A 25,050-nucleotide genomic window follows, 5' to 3' on the forward strand; every position below is an offset into this window, starting at 1 on the left:
GTTTATAAGGAAAGTGTTAAGTTAACGGTATAAACATTCGTTTCCAAATCGTTATTCACTTCCAAAATATGTTTGCCGGGGTAAAGCAGATCCAGCCGGCGGATGGTATTGGCCAGGCCTATGCCTTTATTGTCCTCCAGGTCGGCACCTTGTTTTTTATAAATACTGTTTTGCACGTGCAGTTTCACCTGGTTCTCTTCCTGCGTAACGCGGACTTCAATGGTACTGGGCAGGGTATCGCTTACGCCGTGTTTAAAGGCGTTCTCTACAAAGGGCAAAAACAACATAGGTGCCACCGGGTGCTCTTTTAAGGGGCTCGGCGATGCATAATCTACCGTTACTTTATCAGTAAGGCGCAACTGCATCAGGCTGATATAGTCTTTTATAAAGGCAATTTCCTGGCTTAGCAGGGCGGTGCTGTTTTGAGTATCGTACAGCACATAACGCATCATGCGCGAGAGCTGGTGCAGCGCCGTGCGCGATGTTTCAACATTTATTAAAGTGAGCGCGTAGATGTTATTAAGCGTATTGAAAAAGAAATGCGGGTTTATTTGTGCTTTAAGAAAGGATAGCTCCGAACTGATTTTATCGGCTTCCATCTCCTTTTGCAGCGTTTTGTTCTTTTGCCAGCTTTGCACAGTGGCCACGCTGGTGCTGATGCCCAATACCAGCGAGGTGATGGTGATGGTAAACGTATCGAAGTAGCCACGCCTGCCGGGGCCGCCCTTTTTTAAAGCCGGGCCATGCTTGTGGAACGCTTCCTCCAGCAATTCGCGGATGTTAAAGAACCTGTCGGCAAAGCCGGTTAAAAATACAATGGCTATAATGATGGCGGTTAGCAAGAGAAAATAAATGCCGTTACGTTTTTTTAGCAAAAAGGCAGGTACCAGCACATAGGCGTTTAAATAATAGGCACCTATAAGCATGGCGAATACCACCGTTTGCTTCATCCAAAACTGGTAAGGTACTTCTATATCTCTCAGGAAAGGCTGATAAAACAGCAGGATGTTGCCCAGCACTATCCATATCAAGATCTGGATAACTATGCTGCCGAATGAGCTTTTTAAACGTTGAAGTATCATTTACTTTAATGGGTTTGTAAACAGGATGTTACAATATTACACATCCCTGCGCTATATCCCCAACCAAAATCTACAGGTGGCACACATTTACCGACGAAGGCTTAAAACTTGCCGTTAAAAAGGCAGTTTTGCAGCTTTTCGGGTTCGCGGTCTTTTTATCGGTTAAAAAGGGGCTTCCGTCTACACATTGCCCTCACCTGTCTATCATGTTTTTTTAGGTTGATATAAAACTATTGTTTTGTGCATCATCAAAAAATATATGAAACTTAAATACTTATTTGTTGCCCTCGCTTTACTGCTCAGCGTAAACGCTTTTGCCCAAACAGGCAGGGATGTTAAAGGCATTGTAAAAGACAGTACCGGTGTTACTCTCCCCGGTACCACCGTAAAAATAGTTACCGATAAAGATAGCAGCGCTATTATTACCGATGCAAACGGCGGTTTTGTTTTTCATAACGTTACCGTAAACCAGTTTAGTTTGGTGGTGGTATCTATGGGGTACCAGCCTATTAAGCGCAGGTTCACCCTCGATAATAAAACCACTCCCTTCACCCTGCTACCTATCGTGCTGAAAAGCGATACACGGATGCTGGGCGTAGTAACCATTACCGATGTAAACGCGGTAAAGTTGAAGGAAGACACTGTAGAATTTAACGCCGCCGCGTACAAAGTGCGCGATGGTGCCCCGGTAGAAGATGTGATAAAGAAGCTACCCGGTGTAGATGTAGATAAAGATGGCAACATTACCGCGCAGGGTAAAAGCGTTACCAAGATCCGTGTAAACGGAAAAGACTTCTTTGGGGGCGACGTAAAAACGGCTACCAAAAATCTGCCTGCCGACGTGGTGCAAAGCATCCAGGTGATTGATGATTACGGCGACCAGGCCAACATCACCGGTATAAAAACCGGCGAACCCGAAAAAATATTGAACATCAACATAAAACCCAGCAAAAACTACGGCTACTTTGGCCAGGCCAGCGTAGGCGGCGGGCAGGATATACTGCCAAATGCTACAGAAAGCGGCCGCTATGTAGCACAAGCCAACCTGTTTAGGTTTGATGGCGACAGGCAATTAGCCGTTTTGGGGAACTTAAATAATACCAATACCAACCTTTTCAGCTTTGGCGGCCCTCCGGGAGGTGGTGGCGGCCCGCGTGGTGGTGGCCCGGGTGGTAACGCAAACGCGGCAAACGGTATTACTACAGCGCGCAGCTTAGGCTTTAACTATCGCGATAGCTGGAGCAAAAAAACAACCGTGTACGGTAGCTACAGCTTTGCCAACAACACGGTTAATACCACCAGCACTACTATACAAAACAATATATCCATAAATAACCCCAGCACCAACAACCAAAGCAGCGTGCAGGAAACCAGTAACCTTAACCACCGTTTTAACTTTAATATAGAGTATAAGCCCGATACAGTTAACTACTTAAAAATAACACCTTCATTTGCTTTTAGCGCTATCACTACCGACCAAAACGCGGCCAACCAGCTGTTAAACGCTACGCAAACCATATCAGATTATACCTTTAACTCGTACCTGCATTCAACCGCGCCAAACTTTGGGGCCAATGTGCTGTACAACCACCGCTTTGCAAAAAAGGGGCGTAACTTTAGCGTAAATGTTGGCGCAGGTTCGTACCATATCGATCAATATCAAAACCCTATTTATGTGTATGCGCCGGGTACCACCCAAAATGCACCTGCCAACCAGCTCATCAATACCACAAGCCGTACCGATAGTGTTGGCGTGAATCTGTCCTATCTGGAGCCATTGGCCAAAAAATCATACCTGGAATTTACTTACGGCTACAAGTACCAAACTACTAATGCCGACCGGAACACCGATACCTTAACCACAGGCGGTTTACGTAATAACGACCCACTGCTTACCAATAGCTACGATTACACCTTTACCACTAATCGCTTTGGGTTAAACTTTAGGTTTATCGATAAAAAATATAACTACACATTGGGTGTGGTAGCGCAGCCATCTATACTGGAAGGCAACTCGCCGGGCTTCGCGGTTAACCGCAAAACGGAGTTTAACGTGGCACCAACCGCCAGGTTTATTTATAACTTCAGCCGGAGCCAGTCGCTTAGTATTAACTACAACGGCACCAGCCAGCAGCCAACTTACACACAGCTGCAGCCCGTTACCGATTACTCTAACGCATCGTATCCGGTAAAGGGTAATCCCGATCTGAAACCGGAGTTTAACAATGTGTTATCTATCCGTTATAACAAGTTCGATTTTGCAACGGGCAATGTGTTCTTCAGTAACTTGTCGTTCACACAAAGCAATAACAAAATTGTATCTACAACTATCAATTATCCTTTAACCGAAGCTGACCCTAACCTGGCGGGTTCCATTTTAACCACGTACCAAAATGCAGATGGTTATTACGCGGCAAACGCCTTTTATGTGTTTGCCAAGCCATGGGCAAAGCGCAAGTACAACCTGTTTTTTCAGGGTAATGCCAACTACAACAACAATATTTCCTACATAGGCGGCTTTGGCCAGGATGGTTTATCGATAGAAAAAAACATCGCCAAAAACCTGGTATTATCGCAGGGCGTAAGGTTTAGGGTGAATGTTGCCGATATTATAGATGCGGAGGCAAATACTACCTACGCTATTAACCGCACCACCAATACGCTCAGCGCGGCCAACGTGAACACCAAATTCAGCACGTTAACCCTGGGCTTGAACGGCAAGAACTACTTCTTTAAAGACTGGACGCTGAGCTACGATTTTAGCAAGCAACTGTATTACGGTTACCAGGGTGCAACCAACCCAAACATCCTGAATACTTATGTGGAACGCAGGTTTTTAAAGGGCAATGTAGGCACCTTACGCTTCGCGGTGAACGATGTGTTTAACGAGAACACGGGCTACACTACAACTAGCAATGGCAGCTACGTTACCCAAACCAATGCCAACAAACTGGGCCGTTACTTTTTGGTAACGTTTACGCTAAGGCTATCCAAATTTGCAGGTGCAAGGCCAAACGGTCCGGGTGGCCCGGGTGGAGGTCCCGGTGGACCAGGCATGGGTGGTCCCGGTCCGGGTGGTCCAGGCGGCTTTGGCGGCCAATAACAGCTTTTTACTGATCTGTTCTATATTCAAATACGAGGAGGCACCTGTGAAGGGTGCCTTTCGTGTTTTGGACGGATTAGCCAAGGCTTATAATTTGGCCGCAACCAAACAGTCTCTTGTAAAGATTTTCCTGATAAAGTAAAACACGGATTGTTATAATCGCCATATTTGTATAACACACGTATGAAAAAGTTTAACGTCGCCCTTTTAGCCGGGCTTATTTTGATAAGCGCCTGCTCTGCACCCAAAAAAACGGAAAGCATTTCTATGGCCAATAGTGGCAAGGTATGGTCCTCACTTTGGCAGCAACGCTCGGCAGAATATAAAGCGCTGTGTTTCCAGGCGTACAACCTTGCCAAAATGCGTTTGAACGAAGCCATCCGAACCGAAGGTGCCAAGCCTTTCGCCGTGGTTACCGATATCGACGAAACATTGTTAGATAACAGCCCTTACGATGCTATGCGTGCCGATTCTAACCTGGAATATACCCCCCAAACCTGGAAAGCGTGGACTGCCAAAGCCATTGCTGATACCGTGCCCGGTGCCCCTGCATTCTTCAAATACGCGGCATCAAAAGGCGTAGCGGTATTCTACATTACCAACCGTAACGAGGATGAAAAAGCTGCCACTATCAAGAACCTGCAATTGTATAACCTGCCAAACGCCGATGATGCGCATGTGTTGATGCGCGAAAGCTCATCCAGTAAAGAGAGCCGTCGCCAGACTGTGCTGTCTACCTATAATATCGTATTACTCTGCGGCGATAACCTGCCCGATTTTGATGCCTTGTATGATAGTCCCGCAGATAAAAAACAAACCGAACAAAGCCGCACCGCCGTTACCGAAAAGCTAAAAAAAGAGTTTGGCAGCCGGTATATTGTTATCCCCAACCCATCCTACGGCGATTGGGAGAACGTATTGTTTGATAACAAAAAGCTAAGCGGCCCGCAAAAAGACTCGGTAATGCGCGCCAAGGTCAAGGTAGACAAGCAATAACAGGCGCATATTAAGTTTTTGTTAAGTAGTATGCTATCCACAAATACAATATGTAATTTTGGATTACACTGCTTCCCTCATGAAACAAAAACTTACGCTCTGTATTGCCGCTGCACTGGCTTTTGCCTGCAGCGTTTCGGCACAAACACCCGGTAAAATAGCCCAAACCGGGCAGGTATTGCTTCCCAACGGCTGGAAACTTAGTCCCGCCGGGCGATCCCTCCAACTGGGCGACCTTCCGCTCAATATGCAGCTATCCGCATCTGGTAAATACCTGGCGGTTACCAACAACGGACAAAGTACACAATCGCTCCAACTAATAGACCCACGCAGCGAGAAACTTCTGGATGAAAAAGTACTGGGTAAATCCTGGTACGGTATCGCTTTTAGTGGAGATGAGAAAAAGCTTTACGCTTCCGGCGGCAATGATAACGTTATCCTTACCTTCTCCATCAGCAACAGCAAACTCGGCACACCTGATACTATTAAACTGGGGCAGCCCTGGCCAAAAAATAAAATTTGCCCAACAGGCATCGCCATCAATAAAGCAAACACCCGCCTTTATACCGTCACCAAGGAAGACAGCACCCTGTACATCATCAATCCGGTAAAAAGCAGCATCCTCAGCAAAGTAAAACTAAGCGCCGAGGCCTACAGTTGCGTATTATCTCCGGATGAGAAAACGCTCTATATTTCGTTATGGGGCGGCGATAAGCTGGCTTTCTACAATACCTCGACCCAGGTCTTAAGCAGCATCAATACCGGCAGTCACCCGAATGAGTTGCTGCTGAACAAAAAGGGCAGCCTGTTATTTGTTGCTAACGCTAACGACAACTCGGTATCCATCATCAATACCGCAACGCACAAAATTATTGAAACCGTATCTACAGCCCTTTATCCAACAAAGTTAACCGGCTCAACCACCAATGGTTTCGCACTCTCAGCCAACCAAAAAACGCTTTACATAGCCAATGCCGATAATAACTGCCTCGCCGTTTTTGATGTATCAAACCCCGGCAGCAGCCAAAGCCGCGGCTTTATACCAGTGGGCTGGTACCCAACCAATGTAAAAATGCTGGGCAATAAAATACTGGTGAGTAACGGCAAGGGGTTTACCTCTATGGCCAATCCGCAAGGCCCGCAGCCCATGAAAAAGGTGGATAACAGCGGTTACCAAAAAGGTGCCATTAACAGCCGCGAACAGTACATCGGCGGTTTGTTTAAGGGCACCCTTTCGTTTATTGATGGGCCAAACGAGCTCAAATTAAAGGCGTACACTAAACAGGTTTATGCCAACACGCCTTTTACCGATAAGATAGCCGCAACCGCCAAGGGCGAAGCGGGTAACCCTATTCCCCGTAAAATGGGCGAAAAATCGCCGATAAAACATGTTTTTTATATCATTAAGGAAAACCGCACTTACGACCAGGTTCTTGGTGATATGCCTGCCGGTAATGGCGATACGTCGCTTTGCATTTTCGGGCAAAAAGTAACACCCAACCTGCACGCTATAGCCACAGAATATGCCTTGATGGATAATTTTTATGTAGATGCCGAGGTAAGCGCCGACGGGCACAACTGGAGCATGGCCGCCTACGCTACCGATTTTGTGGAAAAAACCTGGCCAACCAGCTACGGCAGTCGTGGTGGCAATTACGATTTTGAAGGAACCCGCAAGGCCGCTTATCCTCGCGATGGCTTCATTTGGGATTATTGCAAACGTGCCGGTGTTAGCTACCGTACCTACGGCGAATTTGCCGAGGGAGGCGAAAAGCCAAAGGCTAATCTTAAATCGCTGGAAGGGCATTTTTGCCTGAAATCTCCGGATTTTGACTTGAGCATAAAGGATATTACCCGCGAGGCTATCTGGGAGCAGGATTTCGATTCGTTGCTTACCATTAACAAGGTGCCGCAATTTAATACCGTAAGGCTGGGGAACGACCATACCAGCGGACAGCGTAAAGGAGCATTTTCGCCTATTGCCGCCGTTGCCGATAACGACCTTGCTGTTGGCCGATTTATCGAACACCTTTCGCAAAGCCCGATATGGAAAGAATCTGTGGTATTTGTTTTAGAAGACGACGCCCAAAATGGGCCAGACCATATAGATGCCCACCGCTCACCGGTGTATGTGGTAAGCCCCTATGCAAAGCGTAAGGTGGTTATCCATAACATGTATTCTACCTCGGGGGTGCTGCGTACCATCGAACTTATTTTAGGCCTCCCGCCGATGAGTCAGTACGATGCCGCTGCCATGCCTTTGTATGAGTGCTTTACAGCCAAGCCCGACTTTACGCCTTATAAGGCCAAAGCCGCGCAGGTAGATATTGAGCAGCGTAATGTTGCCATAAATGAAAGCAGCAGGCGCTCAGAATCGTTTAACCTGGCTGAAGAAGATGCAGCACCAGACCTGGATTTGAACGAGGTGGTATGGAAATCGGTTAAAGGCGAATCGGCTATGATGCCGGCACCTAAACGCAGCGCCTTTGTTATTTTGGAGAAGAAAAAGAAACACGATGATGATTGATTTGTTGATATATTTACCTTAGAAATATCACGAATAATGACGATCCTCGAAAACCAATTCCTTAAGGTATCCATCGATACAAAAGGAGCGCAGTTAAGTTCCCTACACAACAAAGCAACCGGTGCCGAACATATGTGGCAAGCCGACCCAACTGTATGGCCATGGCATGCGCCAAACCTGTTCCCGATAGTGGGCCAACTTGCGAATGATGAGCTACTGGTTGACGGCGAAAAGTACAGCATGAAACGACATGGTTTTGCCCGGCAGTCGGAATTTATAAAGCTGGAAAGCAACGACGTATCGGCATCATTCTCCTTACCTTATTGCGAAAAAACTTTGGAGGTTTATCCTTACAAATTCGATTTCCAGGTGATGTACACCCTGATAGAAAACGCCTTGAGGGTAACCTATAAACTCATTAACCGGGATAAAAAAACGGTATACTTTTCCGTAGGGGGCCACCCGGCATTCAATGTACCGTTTAGCGCGGGTGAAAGCTATGAAGATTACTATGTTGAGTTTGAAAGTAACGAGAAATTAGATACCCACCTCCTATCGGCCGAAGGATTATTTAATGGCGAAACCCACCCGTTGGCCATTAAAAATAAAAAGCTATACCTTACCCGCGAGTTGTTCGCGGAAGACGCCCTGGTTTTAAAGGATCTGAAATCGCGCATGGTTACCATTAAAAGTGATAAACATGAGCATAGCCTGTCGGTAGAGTTTCCACACTTTAATTATCTGGGGCTTTGGGCAAAACCCGGTGCCGATTTCCTGTGCATTGAGCCATGGCTGGGCTGCGCCGATTCGGCCGGCGAACCAAAGGATATTAAGCACAAAGAAGCTATTCAAAAAATAGCAGTCGGCCACGTTTTTGAAGCATCTTTTTATATTAGTGTATAGCAATTTAAAGTTTTTTTTACTTTAATAAACATTCCCGTCGTTTTTACGCTTATCATTAAATACACTCAACAATTATTACCATGAAAAAGAAATTTAATCTATTCGCAGTAACGATGTTACTTATGGTAGCGTCATTCAGTTCAAATGCTGCAACTTTTACTGACGACAAAAAAGCGTTTAAAGAAGCTGCCGCTAAAATGAGCGACGAGCAAAAACATGCTCGTATTGAAGAAATTAAAACTCGTGTAAACGAGATAAAAGCAATGGATAAGTCTGACCTAAACAAGGCAGAGAAAAAAGAATTGAAAGCTGAGTTAACAAGCCTTAAACACGAAGCCCAGGCTATGGGTGGCGGTGGTGTTTACCTTTCTATAGGTGCTATCATCATCATCATCTTAGTATTGATCCTGATCCTGTAATCAGAACCAACACAACACATTTTATATTAAAAATGCCCCGGTATCCCGGGGCATTTTTATTTACTGGTATATTTTCTTCAAATCTTCTTTTGCTTTGGCAAACCATTCCCGGCTGCTCTTTTTCTCTACCGCGCTCAGGTGGGGCTGCTCATCCAGCATATCGGTAAAGATCTTTTCGGCATCTTCTATCCTATCCTGCCGTATTAAAAACTGCCCGTACTGGTAACGCTGTTCAAAATAAGAATATCGGCCTTTCATGGCCTTAAACTCGTTTTCGGCAGCATCGGTATCTCCTAATTGCTCCAACGCCATGGCATATAAAATATGTGCACGGGAGCGGGCAAATTGCGGCAGTTTGTACAATTTTTTGGCAAGGGGTAAGATCTCCGGGTAACGCTCCAGTTTGTAATAAGCCACAATCAGCTGTGCCATTACATGCTCGTTCTCGTCGAAGGCGCCGGTAAGGCTGGCTTTGTAAATATCGACCGCCTTTTCGGTAAAGCCGGCATCCAGGTAAGCATCTGCGAGTTTAATACGATTGGCGAAGGTATCGGTAAAGCGAACTTCATCTTCCAGCCGCTGTAGTTTTACGCCGGGGTTAAATACAGCTTTCACATCTATTTTAGGGGTACTGATGCGCCGGTTATTTAATACTTCCTGGTAAAGATAAATGCAAGAACCTATCACCGGCAAAAACACGATCAGCCAGATCCATTTCTGTAACGTACCGTTCCTGTAGGAATGGAAGGCGCATATGGCCTGCAAACCAACAGGTATATAGTACATATAGTCGCCATGCAGAAACATAAGTGGGGCTTTATTGTGATAACTTATTCCAAAAATATAAAAATGCCGCGTTTAGCAGCATTTTTATATCAATCTTTTTGCACTTCGTTCAGTACCGGGTGGTCAAAGGTGGACAGCTCGGTATGGCCGCTCTTCAACTGGTCAAATACCACCACCTCATTCGTGCCTTTCTTTAGCCAAACCGCTGGTACATACAGAGTTTGCTGCGGGCCAATTTGCCAATACTTGCCCAGGTTATGCCCGTTGATGAACACGAACCCTTTACCAAAACCGTGCATATCCAGATAGGTATCGCCCAATCCGCGCAGCGAGAATGTGCCACGGTAAAGGGCCGGTTGCGTTATCTCATCTCCGGCCTGTGCAGGTAAATATTTCATCCCGGCAAGCGAGGTAAACGGAAATTTGTACATTTTCCAGCCAAGCAGTTCCTGTCCGTTCAGAGTAACTTTATCGGTAATGCCCTGGCGGTTATCGGTTAGGTAGGGGCCGTAGTTAATGCGGCCATTGTTCTCTACTAAAATATCCAGTACGCTGTTAGCCGTTGGGCTGCTGAGTTGCAGCGAATCCAGTTTTAATCTTCTATCCAGCACATTAATGCGCTTGCCGTTGAGGTAAACAGTAGCATAATCGCGCAATTCTTTCACTTTAAGCAAACCGTTCACGGCATCTTTTAAAGTGGTGCGGTACAGTACAAATCCATATCCCTGGTCAAGGTCCTCAAAATTCATCGGTTTTTCAGCTTCTACCGGCAGCCCTAAATTACTGAACAGGTTTGCCTTACCCGTTAATTTGATCACTTCCAAAGCAAAGGTCATCCGTTTTTTGCCTGGCACATCGGGCAGGGTTTGGCCCTGTGGCAGGTGTTTGGCTATTACCGCCCTCAGCATATTGTATTTTGCGGTGGGGTTGCCAGCCTCGTCCAAAGGGGCATCATAATCGTAGCTGGATGTTTGCGGCGAATAAGGCTCGCTTTTGCTCATGTTGGCACCGTTCATAAAATCGCGTGTGCTGCCGCCATGGAACATGTACATATTGATGGAGATACCTGCCGATAATACTTCATCCAGTTTTTTGGCATCTGCTTCGGCGTTGCTCCCGCTATGGGGTTTACCCCAACTATCAAACCATCCCGGGTACCATTCGGCTATATAATACGGGCCTTTGCCGTTGTGATATTTGTTGATGAGGTCCTTTACCTTTTTAGGATCGTCTTCGCCGTTTACGGCTGGCAAAAAGCCGGGCAGGTAACCCGCAGGCATTTGCGATGGACCATCGCAGGTAAACAGCAGGCCATCAAAGCCAGCCTCGCGGAAGATCTTTTCGTTTTGGGCCAGGTATTCCTTATCGTTACTGTATGACCCGTACTCGTTCTCTATCTGCACCATCAGGATGTTGCCACCATGGCTGATCTGCAATGGTGCCAACAGCTTGCCAACTTCCAGCATATAGCTGCGGTAAGCGTTAATGAAGGGGCCATCCTTACTGCGCACCTTCATATCCTTGTCTTTAAGCAACCACCAGGGGTAGCCGCCAAATTCCCATTCGGCGCAAACGTAGGGGCTGGGGCGCAGTACTACCCAAAGGCCTTCTTCTTTGGCAATGCGTACAAATTCGGCAATATCGTTATTGCCGGTAAAATCATATTTGCCCTGCACCATCTCGTGCGCGTTCCAAAAAACATAGGTACCAATGGTATTTAAGCCCATGGCTTTGGCCATTTTCATCCGCTCGCGCCAGTATTCGCGCGGAATGCGGGTGTAGTGCATTTCGCCGGAGATCATCTGCAGCGGCTTGCCATCCAGCAGGAAATCGTTATCGCCAAAGGCGAAGGTATGGGTTACCGTTTGGGCATTGCTTAGGGTGATGACGCTTAAAAACAGCGCGCAGTAAATTAAAATCTTCTTCAACATTTCTCGCTCACAAATTAAAATAAGCCCAGCTGGCCTTTGTCGTCAATATCGATATCATCCGGGTTGGTTATCTCGAAATCTATTTTTTTAACAGGTTTTGGTTCCACCGATTCAGATGATTTCTCCGATTCGTTTTTTGGAACGACCACCGGTCTTACTGATTCTACTGGCTTATCCGGTTCCTGTGATTTAACGGGGGCCGGGGCCGATTGTTGTGCTGCCGGGGCTGAGTCGCTTACCTGCTTATCTTCGCCGGTGAGGGTTATTTCCGTATCGTCTACCGAATCTGGAGCCGGATCTGGCACATCCTCGGCATCGTCATGCTCGGCAATCAGCTCTACCAATTTTACCATGTGGATGGAGATCCGGTTGCCCATGGCCTTCATTCCTTTTATATCGATAAGGTCGGCCAAATTCAGTTCAGCGGTTTCGGGTACCAGGGCTTTGCCTTTCAATTGTTCTATCTTGACAATTGGCTGGGTAGCACCAGAGATGATGATGAGCTTAGAACCCGGTTCATCGCTAATGACGCTGGTTTGCTTGCCAATAACCGTATTCTCAAACACAAAACGCTTAACCATGTAATTCTTCGATTTGCCATCGTAATGCACTACCGAGAATACTTTTGCCGGGTCGTATTTCTCAATCACCGTCATTTTATCGTCGAAATGGTTGTTCAGGTCGAAGCTGGTCAGTTCGTAAGTACCGTTGCTGAAGATGTTAAGGATGCGGTCGTCGCCATCAAATTCGCCCAGGTATTTGCCACGGCCATCGGCGTTAAGGCGTTTAAGGATCTCATCATACCAGATCTTCCGACCGGCCAATGTGGAGATGCCTTTGCTTTTTAGCAGCACTTTTTTAACAGGGTACTTGGTAACCATGTTACCCATAGAACCACGACCTTTAATGGCCAGCACCGCAAAATCTTCGTCGAAATTCAGCTTTTTAAGCTTGGCATGAGGTTTTAATTGAACAGTCACTATCTCGGCCTCGCCATTTGGGTTAGCGGTAAAGTACAGCGTTTTAGAACCTTTGCTGCCCTTGGTCAGATCGTATTCCTTATCGCGGGTGATGCCCGTTACCGAAAAACGTTTGATGTAGCTAACGCCGCTTTGCCCGTCTTTATAGATCATGTTGTACACGGTGCGCTCGTCGTTCTTTTTAAACACGGCCACATGCAGTATGTCCTTGCCCACAAACACCTTATCCTGCACGCGCGTCACCACAAATTTGCCGCCTTCGCGGAACACGATGATCTCATCAATATCCGAGCAGTCGCAAACAAATTCGTCTTTCTTCAGGCCCGATCCGATGAAGCCGTCGATCCGGTTCACGTATAACTTCACGTTGGCTAATGCCACCTGCGATGCTTCCACCTTATCAAAGGTGCGCAGTTCGGTTTTACGGCCACGGTCCTTTCCGTACTTATCGCGCAGTTTTTCAAACCAGGCGATGGTATAATCGGTAAGGTGTTTAAGATGATGTTTTACTTGTTTTATTTCCGCCTCGAGATTTTTGATCTGCTCATCCGTTTTCTTAAAATCGAAACGGGTGATGCTGCTCATCGGCTTATCTATCAGCTTCTTATAATCCTCCGGCAATATCTCGCGGTAAAACAGCGGGAAGAATGGTGTAAATAAACGGCTTAACGCCTCAACCACCAGCTCAAACGTTGATGAACCTTCGTAGTCGGGGTGTTTGTACATCCCTTCCTGGATAAAGATCTTGAGCAGAGAACTGAAGAAGATTTTTTCCATCAGCTCCTTCAGTTTGATATCCAGCTCCATTTTCAGCAATTCGCGGGTGTAAACGGTGCTTTCTACCAGCATATCGTTCACGCTCATAAAGCGCGGCTTATCTGCTTGAATTACGCACGTGTTTGGCGATATGGATACCTCGCAATCTGTAAAAGCGTAAAGCGCATCAATGGTAACATCAGGAGAAATACCCGGTGCGAGGTGCACGATGATCTCTACATTTTGCGATGTATGGTCATCTATCTTCTTGATCTTTATCTTGCCTTTGTCATTGGCACCTATTATACTTTCAATTAAACTAACGGTAGTTGTGGAAAATGGAACCTCGCTAATAACGAGGGTTTTTTTATCCCGCTCCTCAATTTTTGCACGTACACGTACCCGGCCGCCGCGCTGTCCTTCGTTATAGGCGGATGCATCTGCCATGCCACCTGTAGGGAAATCGGGAAGTAAGTTAGGACGAATGCCTTTCAGTGACGCGATGGAAGCATCAAGTAATTCAATAAAATTGTGTGGCAAAACCTTGGTTGCCAAACCAACGGCAATACCTTCGGCACCCTGTGCTAACAGTAACGGAAACTTTACGGGCAACGTGATAGGCTCGCGGTTACGGCCATCATAACTGGCTTGCCAAACGGTGGTGTCGGGGTTAAATACAACATCCAGCGCAAATTTGGATAACCGCGCCTCGATATAACGCGGGGCCGCGGCTGAGTCTCCGGTTACCGGACGGCCCCAGTTACCCTGGGTATCAATTAACAGTTCTTTTTGGCCTATTTGCACCATAGCATCGCCGATGGACGCGTCGCCATGGGGATGGTACTTCATAGTGTTACCAATAACGTTGGCGCCCTTATTGAAGCGCCCGTCATCCAATTCCTTTAGGGAGTGCAGGATACGGCGCTGTACGGGTTTTAAACCATCATTTATATGCGGAACGGCACGGTCGAGGATAACGTAGGAAGCGTAATCCAGGAACCAGTTTTCGTATAGCCCGTCGAGGGTGGTTATAGTAGGAAGCTTGGTGTCTTCGTTATCGTTTGGGATATTATCAGGATGCAGATCGTCACTCATTCTTCAGCAAAAAATTTGGATGGGTAAAGATAGGGAAATGTGCAGATAAGAGAATGGGTGGATATGTAGATTTTATGCACATACTAACAGCCTCACCCCCCCTTCCTCAACTTCGTTTGCTCCCTTAGCATCGCCCCGTAGTCCATTTTCCTCATCGCGGCGTTGATGGTTTTTACTATTCGGTTTGCCCGGGTTTCCTCTGTTTTAGCATCGTTGATCCACTTGATAAAATATCCCCGGTGCGATTTGGTGATGCTGTTAAAATAATCAGCCGCTTCGGGCTCAAAATCAAAACATTCCTGCAGGTCTTCGGGTACTGTCAGTTTAAAATCCGTGTCAAATTCCAGCCGTACCCTAAGCATGGCGCCCCGCTCCTTACGGATTCCCTTACGGATCTCCCGCCGCAGGGCCATAATGTGTTTCCCCTCGCCCATGGGCATTAAACTCATACCCGCAATGGGCATTTCATCTAAAAAACCCCGCACCCTAAACGAGCGCTTATCGTTTGGCTTCAGATCCGCCGCAATATCAGCCGGGATCTCTATATAGGTCCAGCCGGTTTTGTCGCCGTATTCGTTGAATTGTAAAATGATGGTAGTAAAATCAACCATAGCCAAATATAGGCGATAGTGCGGCAAATGTTAAATGTTTGTTAAATGATGAATTTTAACACTTTGGGGTGTAACACTTCGGTCGCCGGGTGCATCTTATGTATATAAATTCAACCGAATAACTTAAAATATCATGAAAAAATTAAAATCAATTATGCTGGGCTTAACCTTACTATTAGTATGCGGCGCAGTTAAAGCAAACCCAATCCCATCAAACGAAAACCTTACCGCTACCCACGCCATAAATACCTACGTAGACGCTATAACGCGTGGCAAATTAGGCGGCCTTAACGAGGTGCTCGATCAGTCTGTAAAATTCAGCATGCTGCGCGGCACCAAAGTATTAAGCTTTGATAAAAAACAAATGATGGAGTTTTTTAAAGGCGACAAAAACGTAGAGCAGGCCTGCACTACCAGCACTGAGGTGGTAGAAAGCAATGCCGACGTAAAAGTGGTAAAAGTGGCTATGAAATTCGACGGCTTTACCCGCAGCAATTATGTAACCGTTGCAAACACCGGCGATGGCTGGAAAATAACCAACGTGTACAGCGTTTTTAAATAGTTTTTAGTTTAGTTTAGTTTAGTGTTTAAGTGTGAGGCCTCCCGATGTATCGGGAGGCTTTCTTATTTTACATAGGGTTGTAAAACCGTCTGCCATTTATCGTAACCGGTTTTGTTGAGGTGCAGCAGATCCCCCTCAAACAGGGATGAATCGGGCTGCATGGTGGTTGGCTTTAATATTACAGTAGCTACATCTATGTAATGCCCTTTCTTTTTGCCTGCCAAAAATGCCTTTATTTTGGTGTTGGCAATTTTCACTTCATCAAAGTATTTTGCCCGGCTCGGGCTTGGCTTTACGGCCATAAAATAGACCTCGGCACGGGGTAGTTTACTGCGTAGCATAGCCCACAGCTTAGTAAATTCTTTCGCCACAAAATAGCCGGATTTGCCTGCCGCGATATCATTCTCGCCCGCGTAAACAAAAACCTTTTTTGGCTGATAGGGGAACAATATATAGGGTGTATAGTAATCTACCACCTGCTCCAGCGTACAACCTCCAACACCCCGCCGAATGATGGGCTTATCGCTAAAACGCTGCTCCAGGTCGGTCCACTTGCGAATGGAGGAACTGCCGATAAACAAAATGCCGTTTTTGGGCGGGAATTTCAGACTGTCCTGGTGTTTAAAATCGCGGATCTCGTTATCAAACGGGAAACCTGTTTGCGCACGGGCGCTGATACCTGCTGCAGCTAAAATAAACAGTACAATTATTCTTAATCTCATATCACTTGCGACAATCGTTCTTCGAAAAACATAAAAGGCATCAGGCTGTGTACGCCGTCAATCACCCAAACCGGGCCATCTATACAATACAACAACATTTTAAAAGGGCTGTTTTGGCGTTTTTCGCACTCGGCCATTACCTGCAGGCAGGCCCCGCACGATGTTACGGGTTTTAAAAGTTGAAAATCATCCGTTTTAGCGGTAACCGCCATGCTTATAATAGGATCATCGGCGTGGCTGGTGCCCCAGTGGAACAGCGCCACACGTTCGGCGCAAAGGCCGCTTGGATAGGCAACATTTTCCTGGTTACTGGCGTGTAATACTTTACCGCTTTTTAGCAGCAAAGCCGCCCCAACCCTGAATTTTGAATAGGGTGAATGCGAGCTGGCCAAAGCCTTAACGGCTTCCCGGCAAAGGTTATGATCTTCGTCGTTCAATTCCTCAACGGAATCGAACTCTTTAAAGGCTATTTTTATTTCGTGTTCTGTCATCTTTGTAACCCTACTGAAAAGGAGGGGATACAAGATAAGGGTAATTATTATAAAAACAAAAAAGAGGCGCGAAGTATCGCGCCTCTACACAAGATCTTTGTCATTTACCTAACTTGCCACCGGCAACTCCACGCTATCTAAATTTTCGGCTATCAGCGGGTTTACGCTTTCATCATCTTTCTCTACCCGCAGGTTGTTTACAATATGCTGCTGGCGGGTTGGTGTGTTTTTGCCCATAAAGTATTCTAAAAGCGCCTTAATGTTAGCATCTTTCAGGAATACCGGGTCAAGGCGGATATCCTTACCGATGAACAGTCCGAACTCGTCCGGCGAGATCTCGCCCAAACCTTTAAAGCGGGTTATCTCGGGCTTGTTGCCCAGTTTGGCAATGGCGTTTCGGCGCTCTTCGTCGCTGTAGCAATAAATGGTTTCTTTTTTGTTCCGAACCCTAAACAATGGTGTTTGCAGGATAGATACGTGGCCGGCTTTTACCAAATCCGGGAAAAACTGTAAAAAGAAGGTCATCAACAGCAGGCGAATGTGCATACCATCCACATCGGCATCGGTAGCTACCACAATATTATTATAGCGCAGGTTATCAATCCCGTCTTCAATATTCAGGGCATGCTGAAGCAGGTTAAATTCTTCGTTCTCGTAAACCACTTTCTTAGTGAGTCCGAAACAGTTTAATGGTTTACCCTTTAAACTGAATACGGCCTGGGTTTGCACGTCGCGTGATTTGGTGATACTCCCACTCGCCGAGTCCCCCTCGGTAATAAACAGCGTGGTATCCTGTTTACGTTCGTGGTTATCGTCGAAATGGATCTTGCAATCGCGGAGTTTACGGTTATGCAGCGATGCCTTTTTAGCGCGATCATTAGCTAATTTTTTGATGCCGGCAATATCCTTGCGCTCGCGTTCAGATTGTAGTATCCTTGCTTTCAATGCCTCGGCAGTTGCCGAATTTTTGTGCAGATAATTATCCAGTTCGCGCTTTACAAAGTCGCCAATAAAGGTACGTACCGACGGCCCATCCGGACCAACGTTTTGCGACCCCAGCTTGGTTTTGGTTTGCGACTCGAAAACCGGCTCCTGTACTTTTATCGCAATAGCTGCTACAATAGATGCCCGGATATCTGCCGCATCGTAATCTTTATCATAAAACTCGCGGATGGTTTTTACCACCGCTTCGCGGAAGGCAGCCTGGTGGGTACCGCCCTGCGTGGTGTTCTGGCCATTCACAAACGAATAATATTCTTCGCCGTACGATTGGCCGTGCGTCATGGCTATTTCAATATCGTGCCCCTTTAAATGAATAATGGGGTAGCGCAGGTTTTCGGCATCAGCGTTACGCACCAACAGGTCGTACAGTCCGCGTTCCGACAAGTATTTTTTACCGTTGAAGTTTAGCGTAAGGCCCGAGTTTAGGAACACATAGTTCCATATCATATTCTCTACAAACTCCGGGATAAAGCGGTAGTGGCGGAAGATGGTATCATCGGGGATAAAGTTAATGGCGGTACCGTTACGCTGCGAGGTTTCTTTCTCAGGCTCATCGCGCGTTAGCTCGCCTTTTTCAAATTCGGCTATTTTGGTGCGCCCGTCGCGGTAACTTTGTACGGTGAAGAAGTTGGAAAGCGCGTTAACCGCTTTGGTACCCACACCATTTAAGCCTACCGATTTTTGGAAAGCCTTGCTATCGTACTTACCACCGGTATTTATTTTAGATACGCAATCGATCACCTTTCCCAACGGTATACCGCGGCCATAATCGCGCACGGACACTTTATGGTCGCTCATGGTCACCTCTATCGTTCTGCCAGATCCCATCACAAACTCATCTATCGAGTTATCCACGATCTCTTTTAGCAACACGTATACGCCATCGTCATAAGCAGAACCATCGCCCAGCTTACCGATGTACATACCCGGCCTCAGGCGTATATGTTCCTTCCAATCGAGCGAACGGATACTATCGTCATTATAATCTACATTCTCTGCCATATCTTTCTAAAAAATCGGGGAAACGAAACGCCCCGGTTGCAAAAATAAAGTTCCCACACTTAAAGTGATATTTAAATATGCTAACTTATCAACATTGTATGGGCTAAGGCTTAAATTTTAAGCAATTGCTGGCCTTGTCTATATTCTTAAAAAACTCCGGCCCTTTTTCATTTGCAAAGCAAACGGCCAGTATGGTGCCGGTGTGGTCTTTTTGTAAGGTGATGAGCAAGCCGTATTTATAGTGCCTGGTAATCGGCAGATCGAGCAAGTTGAGCAGGTATGACCGCCCCGCGTCTGCATTATACCGCTCCAGATATTTAGGCGGAATTATACGGGTGAAATAGCTGCTGTTATCATCGGTAAAGGCCTGCGCATGAGCGGTACCTAAGCCAATATACAGCGAATCGGGGTTGGCCTGCATGGTTTCTTTATTGCCTAAAGTGCGCTGGTATGCCGCGTAATTCTCCTTTTGCGATTTCACCTGGAACCAAATCTCAAAATCCTTCCCGGGGAGTTGCATCGCATAGTCGAAAGAAAAATCTTCGTTATCGGGTGCGGGTATTTCTTTAAATCCTTTGGGGAACTTAAAAATAACGTTTGCCCGGGCTGTTATATCCATAAAAGCCCTGAGTTGGGGACTTACATAAACGGGTTTTTTGACGGATATAACGGGTGTTTTTTTGGCGACGGGATGCTTTTTACCCTGTGCCATTGCAGGTGCAATGCAAAACAACAATATACCACTAAGTAATATTTGTTTAATTTGCTTCAAATCCGTTCGTTCAATTAGGTAGTACAAAAAATCAACGAACGAATTTAACGGATTTAAAACACTATTTAAAATTAAAATATAAATTTAAAAAATAAACGATTAGATAATGTCTATCAAACCAAGGCTCAGCCGTTTCGACCTTACGATGATCGTGATAAGCCTGGTGATAGGCATGGGGATTTTTGGCACGCCCAGCGATGTTGCCGTAAAGGCCGGCAACACCTGGATCTTTTTTGGTGCCTGGATCTTTGGCGGCCTGGTGAGCCTCTGCGGCGCTTTAACCTTTGCCGAAATAGGCGCGCGCTACCCCACTACCGGCGGGTTTTACAAGGTATTTTCTTACTGTTACCATCCCGCATTCGCTTTCATGATCAACTGGGTGCTGGTGATCAGCAACGCGGCATCTGTAGCCGCTGTGGCCTTATTAGGTGCGGAATATATCAACCCCATTTTATTGCCGGCCAGTATGCAAAACAGCATGGGGACAAAACTCACCACCATATTAACGGTATTGGTGCTTTACGCCATTAACTTTTTAGGGATAAAACTGAGCGCGCGCACCCAAAACGTGCTTACCATATTTAAGGCCGGGATGATAGCTGTGCTTTGCAACGCCATATTTAAAAGCGAGGTGGTGCCGGCCCATGCGATTGTTGCAACCCCGTATAGCGGCAATGTGATCACTGCTTTTGGCTTAAGCCTGGTGGCGGTATTTTTTACCTATACGGGTTATGCGCAAACCATCAACTTTGGCGGTGATATTATCAATCCAAAAAAGAATATTCCGAGATCGATATTCATCGGGATAGGTACGGTGATCACGTTATACCTCGCTATTAATTATGCTTACTATGCGGTGCTGGGCATCGGCGGTTTACAGCAAACGCATACTTTGGCGGCAACCATGGCCGGGCTTATATTTGGAGTCACCGGCTCTAAGATCACCTCCATACTGATGTTTATATCGGTAGTGGCTTATGTAAACGTAAACATCCTATCCAGCCCGAGGGTTTATTATGCCATGGCCGAGGATGGTATTTTACCGCCGATATTTAAACGACTGAACCCAAAAACGCAGGTGCAGGAATTTGGCATGAGCTTTTTTGTGATAGCCATATTGGTCATCCTGTTTTTTGTTGGCTCCTTTAGCGATATGCTTAAATACGTAATGTTTTTTGAAACCATCGGTGTTTCGGTAGCCGCAGTTGCCATTTTTATGCTGCGTAAAAAAACCCGCGAACGGGATACTACGGACATCTATACCATCAAGTGGTTCCCCATAATAGTACCGCTGATCTTCATCCTGTCGTATTGGTTTGTCACCATCAACATTTTCATTTCCTTTAAAGAAAACCCCTACGCCGCCCTGTTTTGTTTAGCGGCCTACACGCTTGGGTTAGGTATCTATTATTTGAGTGTAAAAAAGCAGAGTGACATCGTTTAAACAGTGCAAAAAACGAATGCGGTTATCCGTCAAATTATTTTAGAACGACCCTGATTTGTCCTGAAATAGGTGTGCCAAAAAAGTGTTTCACCTTGTTTTGCGTCAAATTCGTATTTTTCGTTAATTATTTTATTATCAGCAATTTATAAGGATTACTTAACGCACAGGGGTGTTCCAAAGTGTTTCACTAAAAACTGTAAAACACTTATTATCAACGCTGTTTTAAAAATAAGTGTTCCACTTTGAAAGTGGAACACTTATAGGCTATATTCGGAATTATCCCGGCAAATTGCCTTCCTCGCCAACAGATTTTCCGGTATGAATTATTCACCTCATGCTAAGCTTTTGATATCTTGGGTTCAGCGCCAGTATCCATTATTACCCAAATTAATCTTTTTAAATTAATTTAAAAAGTATTTTGTTTTATCAAATTATCTTTAGTAAGTTTGTATTGATGATGAATTTAAGATCATTAAATAATGCGTACTACTATTCCTCGTTGAGGGATTTAAATTTTATAGTTAATTGGTTGGTAAATCCTCACTTCGGTGAGGATTTTTTTTATGCCAAATTCCCATCGCTAAACAAGATCAAATTATACAAGCAATTTTTATGGCAAGATTAAATTTACTGGAAGAGACACGTTACGAGAAGCTGCCGGTGAGCGTTTATGCGGACCAGAAGACCGCATCGCTGGCAGTAGCAGCAAGGATAGCCAAACTGATCCGCGATAAGCAAAGTTTGGGGCAGCAAACTGTTTTAGGACTGGCAACCGGTGTTACCCCCGTTGGCGTGTATGCCGAGCTCATTCGTTTGCACAGGGAGGAAGGGCTTTCGTTCCGGGATGTGATCACTTTCAATTTGGATGAGTACTACCCCATGAAGCCCGATGCTGTGCAAAGCTACGTCACTTTCATGAATGAGAATTTATTTGATCATGTAGATATCGATAAAAGTAAGGTGCACATCCCTGATGGTACCTTGGCTTTAGATGCCGTTGCGGCTTTTTGTTTGGATTATGAAAAGCAACTGTCGGAACTGGGTGGGTTGGATCTGCAGCTGCTTGGGATCGGCCGTACCGGTCACATCGGTTTTAACGAGCCGGGTTCCGCACCAAACTCGGGTACGCGTTTGGTGACACTTGACGATTTGACCCGCCGGGATGCTTCCCGCGATTTCGGGGGTAAGCAGAATGTACCCACTAAAGCTATCACCATGGGTGTGGGTACCATTTTTAAAGCCCGCGAAATTATCCTGATGGCCTGGAGCGCCAAGAAAGCCCCCATCGTACGCAAAGCCGTGGAAGGCGAGATCTCTGGTGAAGTGCCTGCTACCTTCTTACAGCTTTCTGACCATGTAGAGTTTGTTTTGGATGAAGGTGCAGCTTCTGACCTTACCCGTTTTGATACCCCATGGCTGGTAAAAGATTGTGTATGGGATAATAGCTTAAAAAAGAAAGCGGTGATCTGGCTTTCGGGCACTGTGGGCAAACCGATCCTGAAACTGACAGAGGAAGATTACAACAGCCATGGTATGGCGCAGCTTGCCGTAGAGCAGGGCCCTGTATATAATATCAATATCGACATCTTTAACCAGGTACAGCATACTATTACCGGCTGGCCGGGTGGTAAGCCGGGGGCTGATGATTCGCAGCGGCCGGAAAGGGCAGAGCCGGCAAGGAAACGTTCTATCGTGTTCTCTCCGCACCCGGATGATGATGTGATTTCTATGGGTGGTACTTTTATCCGTTTGGTTGACCAGGGACATGATGTGCATGTGGCTTATCAAACCTCCGGTAATACTGCTGTATGGGATGATGATGTACTCCGCTACGTAGAATTCGCTATCGACTTTAAAGAAAGCGTTGGTGAGGATGCTGCTGAACTGAAGAAACTGTACGGCGAAATGCGCCATTTTATTGAGAACAAACTGCCTAACCAGATAGATACGCAGGAGATCCGCAACGTAAAAGGTTTTATCCGCAAAACGGAAGCTATCTCGGGTGCCCGGTTCTCGGGTGTGCCCGACAGTAATATTCATTTCCAGGCTTTGCCTTTCTACGAAACGGGTAAAACCAAGAAGAATGCCGTTGGCGAGGAAGACATTTTGTTAACTATGGAGCTTTTGCAAAAAGTAAAACCTCAGCAGGTTTTTGCAGCGGGTGATTTTGCCGACCCGAACGGGACGCACATCGTTTGTTTCAATATTATCCTGGCTGCTTTACAACGTTTAAAAGAAACCGAGGATTGGGTGAAAGATTGCTGGATGTGGCTTTACCGCGGCGCATGGCACGAGTTTGCTACCCACGAGATCGAGATGGCGGTACCTCTATCCCCTGCTGAAGTTATCCGCAAACGGAATGCTATCTTTAAGCATCAAAGCCAAAAGGACCGCCCCGTGTTCCCGGGTGATGACGCCCGCGAGTTTTGGGTGCGCGCCGAGGACCGTAACCGCGAAACCGCCGTTTGCTATGATAAACTCGGTATGGCGGAGTATGCCGCTATGGAGGCCTTTGTCAGGTATAAGTTCTAAAAACCGTGCCTTTGTTCGCGTTCGCATACGGGCGCGAACAGCCCGAACAACCCCGAACGCACCGTGACGGGGCAAATGCGCCATAAGGCAAATGCCTTTTGCCGGGCCGCAATAACAGCACGATAGAAGTATAATATTTAGAAAACATAAATGACCACAGCCCTTACCAAATCCTCCCGCCTGCTTTCCCTCGACGTGTTCAGGGGAATTACTATCGCCTCCATGATATTGGTGAACGACCCCGGCGACTGGGGCCATATTTATGCGCCTTTAGAGCACTCCGTTTGGAATGGCTGCACGCCTACCGACCTGGTGTTTCCATTCTTCCTGTTTATGGTTGGGGTTTCTATTGTTTATGCTATGGAAAGCAAAAAGGCAAGCGGATTGCCTCAGTCAAAAATGATACTTACCGCCCTGCGCCGAATGGTGGTATTAATACTCATCACCTGGTGTACGCAGGTTATCCTCCGCTGGAATTTTGATCTGAGCAAATTACGCCTGCCGGGTGTATTGCCACGTATCGCGCTGGTATATTTTATCTGTACCGTGCTCTACCTCAACACCTCGCAAAAAACCCGCGACTGGGTGTTTGTGATAGCGCTGGTGGGTTATTATTTGTTGATGACCTTTGTACCCGTACCCGGTGTAGGCTACGCCAACCTGGAACCAGAAACAAATTTGGGTGCCTGGATAGACCGTACGCTGCTAACTCCCGACCACCTTTGGCGCTCCTCCCGCACCTGGGACCCGGAAGGTTTGCTGGGTACATTGCCTGCAATCGGTACAGGCCTTTTTGGTATCCGCGTGGGTACCTGGCTCAAACGTAAGGACCGCGATGACAGCATCAAAGTGAGCTGGATGTTCACTTACGGCGTTATCGCTGTGCTGCTGGCCCTGTTTTGGGACCTGTTCTTCCCCATCAACAAAGCCTTATGGACAAGCTCTTTTGTACTCTACACCGGCGGCCTGGCAACCATTGGGCTGGCCATTTGCTTTTGGCTGATAGACGTGCAGGGGCATAAACGCTTTACCTATCCATTTGTGGTTTTCGGCACCAATGCCATTGCAGCTTATGTGCTGTCGGGTTTTATACCACACTATTACAATCTCATTAAATGGGATGATAAAACCATTTATCAGCACCTGTTTGCACCCTGTTTTTCGCCCGTAAATGCTTCGCTGCTGGGGGCAATTTTAATTGTGCTTATCCTTTGGTTAGTAATGTGGGTGTTTTATCTTCGTAAGATCTTTATAAAAATCTAAGTATGAAATTTAAACTCTTAATTGCTTTTATCTTATTCTGCACAGCAGTTAAAGCGCAAACTCCGGCGGTT

Annotated in this window: 18 protein-coding genes; 9 read left to right on the forward strand and 9 right to left on the reverse strand. The window is 46.3% G+C overall.

Translation table 11 applies throughout. The features are described from left to right. Positions 1-2: 2 nt before the first annotated feature. Positions 3-1,082 carry a histidine kinase gene (locus ABIX36_RS14275; protein WP_348082837.1) on the reverse strand — a complete coding sequence of 360 codons (1,080 nt, stop codon included), beginning with the start codon at positions 1,080-1,082 and terminating at the stop codon, positions 3-5. Positions 1,083-1,341: 259 nt separating this feature from the next. Between ABIX36_RS14275 and ABIX36_RS14280 the strand changes: the two genes are divergently transcribed. The 5 genes from ABIX36_RS14280 (at position 1,342) to ABIX36_RS14300 (ending at position 9,030) form a co-directional block, all read left to right on the forward strand. After that, complete coding sequence (locus tag ABIX36_RS14280) at positions 1,342-4,185, forward strand: outer membrane beta-barrel protein (RefSeq protein ID WP_348082838.1); 2,844 nt, start codon at positions 1,342-1,344, stop codon at positions 4,183-4,185. A gap of 183 nt (positions 4,186-4,368) precedes the next feature. After that, positions 4,369-5,181, forward strand: a complete 813-nt coding sequence (locus ABIX36_RS14285) for a 5'-nucleotidase, lipoprotein e(P4) family (RefSeq protein ID WP_348082839.1) — start codon at positions 4,369-4,371, stop codon at positions 5,179-5,181. Positions 5,182-5,260: 79 nt separating this feature from the next. Continuing rightward, positions 5,261-7,708, forward strand: a complete 2,448-nt coding sequence (locus tag ABIX36_RS14290) for a bifunctional YncE family protein/alkaline phosphatase family protein (RefSeq protein ID WP_348082840.1) — start codon at positions 5,261-5,263, stop codon at positions 7,706-7,708. 36 nt (positions 7,709-7,744) lie between these two features. Then, the gene (locus ABIX36_RS14295) at positions 7,745-8,611 is read left to right on the forward strand and encodes an aldose 1-epimerase family protein (RefSeq protein WP_348082841.1); all 867 of its coding nucleotides are present in this window, start codon (positions 7,745-7,747) and stop codon (positions 8,609-8,611) included. Positions 8,612-8,691: 80 nt separating this feature from the next. After that, positions 8,692-9,030 carry a hypothetical protein gene (locus tag ABIX36_RS14300; RefSeq protein WP_348082842.1) on the forward strand — a complete coding sequence of 113 codons (339 nt, stop codon included), beginning with the start codon at positions 8,692-8,694 and terminating at the stop codon, positions 9,028-9,030. Positions 9,031-9,090: 60 nt separating this feature from the next. Here ABIX36_RS14300 and ABIX36_RS14305 read toward each other — a convergent pair whose 3' ends face one another. The 4 genes from ABIX36_RS14305 to ABIX36_RS14320 form a co-directional block, all read right to left on the reverse strand. Beyond that, entirely contained in the window at positions 9,091-9,837 is a 747-nt protein-coding gene (locus ABIX36_RS14305; RefSeq protein ID WP_348082843.1) for a hypothetical protein, read from the reverse strand. Positions 9,838-9,905: 68 nt separating this feature from the next. After that, positions 9,906-11,747, reverse strand: a complete 1,842-nt coding sequence (locus tag ABIX36_RS14310) for a glycoside hydrolase family 35 protein (protein ID WP_348082844.1) — start codon at positions 11,745-11,747, stop codon at positions 9,906-9,908. Positions 11,748-11,761: 14 nt separating this feature from the next. Then, the gene (locus ABIX36_RS14315) at positions 11,762-14,578 is read right to left on the reverse strand and encodes a DNA gyrase/topoisomerase IV subunit A (RefSeq protein ID WP_348082845.1); all 2,817 of its coding nucleotides are present in this window, start codon (positions 14,576-14,578) and stop codon (positions 11,762-11,764) included. 92 nt (positions 14,579-14,670) lie between these two features. Beyond that, the gene (locus ABIX36_RS14320; RefSeq protein ID WP_348082846.1) at positions 14,671-15,189 is read right to left on the reverse strand and encodes a YdeI/OmpD-associated family protein; all 519 of its coding nucleotides are present in this window, start codon (positions 15,187-15,189) and stop codon (positions 14,671-14,673) included. A gap of 133 nt (positions 15,190-15,322) precedes the next feature. Between ABIX36_RS14320 and ABIX36_RS14325 the strand changes: the two genes are divergently transcribed. Continuing rightward, positions 15,323-15,751 carry a nuclear transport factor 2 family protein gene (locus tag ABIX36_RS14325; RefSeq protein WP_348082847.1) on the forward strand — a complete coding sequence of 143 codons (429 nt, stop codon included), beginning with the start codon at positions 15,323-15,325 and terminating at the stop codon, positions 15,749-15,751. A 62-nt stretch (positions 15,752-15,813) separates the two neighbouring features. Here the strand turns inward: ABIX36_RS14325 and ABIX36_RS14330 are convergent, their stop codons facing one another. The 4 genes from ABIX36_RS14330 to ABIX36_RS14345 form a co-directional block, all read right to left on the reverse strand. After that, complete coding sequence (locus tag ABIX36_RS14330; protein WP_348082848.1) at positions 15,814-16,473, reverse strand: GDSL-type esterase/lipase family protein; 660 nt, start codon at positions 16,471-16,473, stop codon at positions 15,814-15,816. Beyond that, positions 16,470-16,964 (reverse strand): cytidine deaminase, encoded by a 495-nt coding sequence (locus ABIX36_RS14335; protein WP_348082849.1) that lies wholly within the window; start codon positions 16,962-16,964, stop codon positions 16,470-16,472. Before ABIX36_RS14335 ends, ABIX36_RS14330 begins: the two co-directional genes overlap by 4 nt. A gap of 108 nt (positions 16,965-17,072) precedes the next feature. Next, the gene (locus ABIX36_RS14340) at positions 17,073-18,968 is read right to left on the reverse strand and encodes a DNA topoisomerase IV subunit B (protein WP_128536239.1); all 1,896 of its coding nucleotides are present in this window, start codon (positions 18,966-18,968) and stop codon (positions 17,073-17,075) included. A gap of 103 nt (positions 18,969-19,071) precedes the next feature. Then, complete coding sequence (locus tag ABIX36_RS14345) at positions 19,072-19,740, reverse strand: hypothetical protein (RefSeq protein ID WP_348082850.1); 669 nt, start codon at positions 19,738-19,740, stop codon at positions 19,072-19,074. Positions 19,741-19,846: 106 nt separating this feature from the next. Here ABIX36_RS14345 and ABIX36_RS14350 point away from each other — a divergent pair, with 106 nt between their 5' ends. From ABIX36_RS14350 to ABIX36_RS14360, 3 genes are all read left to right on the forward strand, one after another. Next, positions 19,847-21,184, forward strand: coding sequence for an amino acid permease (locus ABIX36_RS14350; RefSeq protein WP_348082851.1), 1,338 nt, complete (start codon positions 19,847-19,849; stop codon positions 21,182-21,184). A 597-nt stretch (positions 21,185-21,781) separates the two neighbouring features. Continuing rightward, a complete protein-coding gene (locus ABIX36_RS14355) occupies positions 21,782-23,716 on the forward strand; it encodes a glucosamine-6-phosphate deaminase (protein ID WP_348082854.1) in 1,935 nt (644 codons plus the stop codon). 150 nt (positions 23,717-23,866) lie between these two features. Next, complete coding sequence (locus ABIX36_RS14360; RefSeq protein ID WP_348082852.1) at positions 23,867-24,979, forward strand: DUF5009 domain-containing protein; 1,113 nt, start codon at positions 23,867-23,869, stop codon at positions 24,977-24,979. The last annotated feature ends 71 nt before the right edge of the window (positions 24,980-25,050 follow it).

The organism is Mucilaginibacter sp. (assembly GCF_039925265.1).
GTDB lineage: Bacteria > Bacteroidota > Bacteroidia > Sphingobacteriales > Sphingobacteriaceae > Mucilaginibacter.